Raw genomic sequence first — 4,201 nt, forward strand, 5'->3', positions numbered from 1 at the left:
ACCTTTATCAGATCCACGGCTGGGACGCCGTGACGCCCATGGAAGAATCCTTGCGCGCGCTGGACGACCTCGTCCGGCAGGGAAAGGTTCGCTATATCGGCGTTTCTAATTGGGCTGCCTGGCAGATCATGAAGGCACTCGGCATTTCCGAGCGGCGCGGACTTGAAAAGTTTGCCACGCTTCAGGCCTATTATTCGCTCGCCGGACGCGACCTTGAACATGAGATCGTGCCGATGCTGGAAGATCAGAAACTCGGCCTGATGACATGGAGCCCGCTTGCGGGCGGTGCGCTTTCCGGCAAGTTCTCCCGCGATGCGCGGGCAAATGAAGGCCGCCGCACCCAGTTCGATTTTCCGCCGCTCAATGTCGAAAAGGTCTATGACCTTGTGGATGTGCTGAAGGTGATTGCGGGCAAGCATGGCGTCACCGTGGCGCAGGTCGCGCTAGGCTGGCAGCTTCACAAATCCTATGTGACGACCGTCATCATGGGCGCGAAGACGGAAGCGCAATTGCAGGACAATCTCGGCTCGGTCAATGTTGCGCTCGATGCGGAAGACCTTGCCGCCATTGATGCGGCAAGCGCGATCACGCCCCAATATCCGAACTGGATGATCGGCATGCAGTCCGACCGCAAGCCGGGCACGACGCGCGACTGGGCCGCTGTGGCGCGCTCGACTTTCTGATACGATCTTCATGGCCCGCCGGTCAGCATCGGCGGGCCATTCAGCTTTCTTCTTTGGATGCCCCATGACCACGCTCCGCACGGACCGGCTCATCCTTCGCCCCTGGCGAGAAGATGACTTCATCCCCTTCGCCGCCATGTCGGCAGACCCGAAAGTGATGGAGCACTTCCCCTCAACGCTCACACGCGCGGAAAGTGATGCCGTGGCGCAGCGCCTCAAGGCGCATATCGACACACACGGTTTCGGTTTCTGGGCGCTGGAAGTGCCGGATGTGGCGCCTTTCATCGGCTTTGCGGGGCTGCTTCATGTGAGCTTCGAGGCGCCCTTCACGCCTGCCGTTGAAATTGGCTGGCGGCTCGCCCCGCAATATTGGGGTGCGGGCTATGCCTCCGAGGCGGCGCGGGCGGCACTTGCGCATGGCTTCGGCCCGCTCGGTCTTTCCGAGATTGTCTCTTTCACCATCCCCGCCAATGCGCGCTCGCAGGCCGTGATGCGCCGCATTGGCATGACACGCGACGAACAAGGCGATTTCGAACACCCCCGCGTGCCGGAAGGCCACCCCATGCGCCGCCATGTGCTTTACCGGATTTCGACGAAATAGGCGGCCCCTTCTCCCTACCTGACACCGCCCCGCCACCCGGCTATGCTCACCTCCAATAATAAAGAGGAGAGCGCCATGAGTGAGCCAATCGCAAAATCGGCAGAGGCAGAGCCTGTCCTTCTCCGTGAGGATGCTGGCGGCGTGGCATGGCTGACGCTCAACCGGCCAAAACAGCGCAACAGCCTCTCCACCGACCTCATGCTTGCTCTCACCCGAGAGATCGAGGCGATTGGTACGGATCCGTCCGTGCATGTCGTGGTGCTGGCGGGGAACGGCCCCGCTTTCTGCGCAGGCCATGACCTGAAGGAACTGACGGCGGCGCGCGCGGAAGCAGATCGCGGCCGCGCCTTCTTCGAGCAGACCATGCAGCAATGCAGCACACTCATGCAGGCCATCGTGAATTGCCCGAAACCCGTCATCGCGCGTATTCACGGCATTGCAACGGCAGCAGGCTGTCAGCTTGTTGCAAGCTGCGATCTCGCCATTGCCGTCGAAGGCGCGAAGTTCGCGACGCCCGGCGTCAATATCGGGCTTTTCTGTTCAACGCCGATGGTCGCCCTCTCCCGCAATGTGTCTCGCAAGCACGCGATGGAAATGCTGCTGACGGGCGAGATGATCGACGCAGAGCGCGCGGCAGAGTTCGGCCTTGTGAACCGCGTCGTCCCGCATGACGCGCTTGATGCGGCGGTGATGCAACTTGCTGAGCTGATCGCCTCCAAATCTGCCCTCACCGTCGCCATCGGCAAGAAGGCATTTTACGAACAGCTCGAAAAGCCGCTTGCCGAGGCCTATCTCTATGCGAGTGAAGTGATGGTGACCAACATGCTCGCCCGCGACGCGGAAGAAGGCATCAACGCCTTCATCGAAAAACGCGAGCCGAAATGGGAGCACTGCTGATGAAGGGCGAAGCCGACGATATCGAGCATATTCTGAAAAACACGAAAACTGTGGCGCTGGTCGGCGCAAGCGCCAATCCCGACCGCGACAGCCATGAAGTGATGCTCTTTCTCCAGTCAAAAGGCTATCGCGTGATCCCGGTCAATCCGGGCCTTGCGGGAAAGCAGCTCAATGGCGAGACAGTCTATGCGTCACTTGGCGACATTCCTGAAAAAATCGACATGGTCGATATTTTCCGAAATTCGGAAGCGGCAGGCGGCATCTCGGACGAAGCCATTGCCATTGGTGCGAAATATGTCTGGATGCAGCAAGGTGTCGTGAACGAGCCCGCCGCCGCGCGTGCGCGTGCCGCTGGGCTAAGGGTCGTGATGGACCGCTGTCCGAAAGTCGAGATACGAAACCGGGGCCTGTGACATTTTTCTCCATGCCCCGCGCCGCAAAGATCAGGATACTGACAAGCAGAATTGAAATTATGTGACTCCGGCCCGCCCGGAGCAGCAACAACACGCAGGACCGAAAGAGGCAGGAAATGACCGACCGCAAATTTGCCACGCTCGCCATTCACGCAGGCGCGCAGCCCGACCCCACCACCAAGGCGCGGGTGACGCCGATCTATCAGACGACATCCTTCGTCTTTGACGATGTGGACCATGCCGCTTCGCTTTTCGGCCTTCAGGCCTTCGGCAATATCTATACCCGCATCACCAACCCCACGACCGCCGTGCTGGAAGAGCGCGTCGCAGCCCTTGAAGGCGGTGCCGCCGCGCTTGCCGTTGCCTCCGGCCACGCCGCGCAAATGCTCACCTTCCACACGCTGCTCTCGCCGGGCGACCGCTTTGTGGCAGCCCGCCAGCTCTATGGCGGCTCGATCAACCAGTTCGGCCATGCCTTCAAGAAGTTCGGTTGGGAAGTCGATTGGGCAGACGTGACCGACCCGGCAACGATCAAGGCTGCCATCGGCCCGAAAACGAAAGCCGTCTTCATCGAAAGTGTCGCCAATCCGGGCGGCCTCATCACCGATATCGAAGCCATCGCGAAAATCGCACATGAAGCGGGCATCCCGCTCATCGTGGACAACACGCTCGCATCGCCCTATCTCTGCCGCCCTATCGAACATGGCGCGGATATCGTTCTCCATTCGGCGACAAAATTCCTCGGCGGCCATGGCAATTCGATGGGCGGCATCATTGTTGATGGCGGTAAGTTCGACTGGTCAAAATCGGGCAAGTTCCCCACCCTGACCGAACCTTGCGACAGCTATCACGGGCTGAAAATCCACGAGACATTCGGCGCCATCGCCTTCGCCATTGCCTGCCGCGTGCTCGGCCTGCGCGACCTCGGCCCTGCCATTTCGCCCTTCAATGCGTTCATGATCATCACCGGCATCGAGACGCTTCACCTGCGCATGCAGCGCCATTGCGAGAATGCGCTGAAGGTGGCGAAGTTCCTCAAGGACCACCCGAAAGTATCCTGGGTTTCCTACGCGGGCCTCGAAGATGATCCTTCTCACGCCCTGATGAAGAAATACGCCCCCAAGGGCGCAGGCGCCGTTTTCACCTTCGGCCTGAAGGATGGCTATGAGGCAGGCGTCAAGCTCGTGAGCAAGGTGGAGCTTCTGAGCCATCTCGCCAATGTGGGCGACACGCGCAGCCTCATCATCCATCCCTCATCGACCACGCATCGCCAGCTCACCGATGAGCAGCAGACGCTCGCAGGCGCTGGCCCGGATGTGGTGCGCATCTCGGTCGGCCTTGAGGATGCAGACGACATCATCGCCGATCTCGATCAGGCGCTGCGCGCATAACACTTTCGGCAGAGAACAAGAAAAGGCGTCATTCCAGTTTCGGGATGACGCCTTTTTCTTTTGCGAGAATATGCTCGCGCTACCGCGCGAGATGGTGCGCATGCCAGAGAGCGATGGCGAAGACGATCATCGCGCCCGCCTGATGCAATGCGCCAAGTGCAATCGGCACCACCCAGAGCAATGTCCAGATGCCGAGTGCCGCCTGCCCCACAACGG

5 protein-coding genes are annotated in these 4,201 nt (G+C 60.4%); all 5 read left to right on the plus strand.

The features are described from left to right. Nucleotides 1-683, plus strand: a 683-nt coding sequence (locus tag WBF74_RS07790; protein WP_424437710.1) for an aldo/keto reductase, incomplete at its 5' end; no start/stop codon positions are given. 64 nt (nt 684-747) lie between these two features. Further along, a complete protein-coding gene (locus WBF74_RS07795; protein WP_424437712.1) occupies nt 748-1,284 on the plus strand; it encodes a GNAT family N-acetyltransferase in 537 nt (178 codons plus the stop codon). Between the two features lie 75 nt (nt 1,285-1,359). Beyond that, nucleotides 1,360-2,181: an enoyl-CoA hydratase gene (locus WBF74_RS07800; RefSeq protein ID WP_424437714.1), complete on the plus strand. Its 822-nt coding sequence runs from the start codon at nt 1,360-1,362 to the stop codon at nt 2,179-2,181. After that, nucleotides 2,181-2,594 (plus strand): CoA-binding protein, encoded by a 414-nt coding sequence (locus WBF74_RS07805; protein ID WP_424437717.1) that lies wholly within the window; start codon nt 2,181-2,183, stop codon nt 2,592-2,594. The genes WBF74_RS07800 and WBF74_RS07805 overlap by 1 nt, the downstream gene beginning before the upstream one ends. Before the next feature lie 116 nt (nt 2,595-2,710). Further along, the gene (locus tag WBF74_RS07810; protein WP_424437720.1) at nt 2,711-3,985 is read left to right on the plus strand and encodes an O-acetylhomoserine aminocarboxypropyltransferase; all 1,275 of its coding nucleotides are present in this window, start codon (nt 2,711-2,713) and stop codon (nt 3,983-3,985) included. The last annotated feature ends 216 nt before the right edge of the window (nt 3,986-4,201 follow it).

The sequence above is a fragment of the Parvibaculum sp. genome, assembly GCF_049672805.1.
Classification (GTDB): domain Bacteria; phylum Pseudomonadota; class Alphaproteobacteria; order Parvibaculales; family Parvibaculaceae; genus Parvibaculum.

What these genes read in the sequence shown, in the direction of transcription:
- WBF74_RS07805 (WP_424437717.1), top strand. Translation starts at nt 2,181, where the DNA reads ATGAAGGGCGAAGCCGACGATATCGAGCATATTCTGAAAAACACGAAA.
- WBF74_RS07800 (WP_424437714.1), top strand. Translation starts at nt 1,360, where the DNA reads ATGAGTGAGCCAATCGCAAAATCGGCAGAGGCAGAGCCTGTCCTTCTC.
- WBF74_RS07795 (WP_424437712.1), top strand. Translation starts at nt 748, where the DNA reads ATGACCACGCTCCGCACGGACCGGCTCATCCTTCGCCCCTGGCGAGAA.
- WBF74_RS07810 (WP_424437720.1), top strand. Translation starts at nt 2,711, where the DNA reads ATGACCGACCGCAAATTTGCCACGCTCGCCATTCACGCAGGCGCGCAG.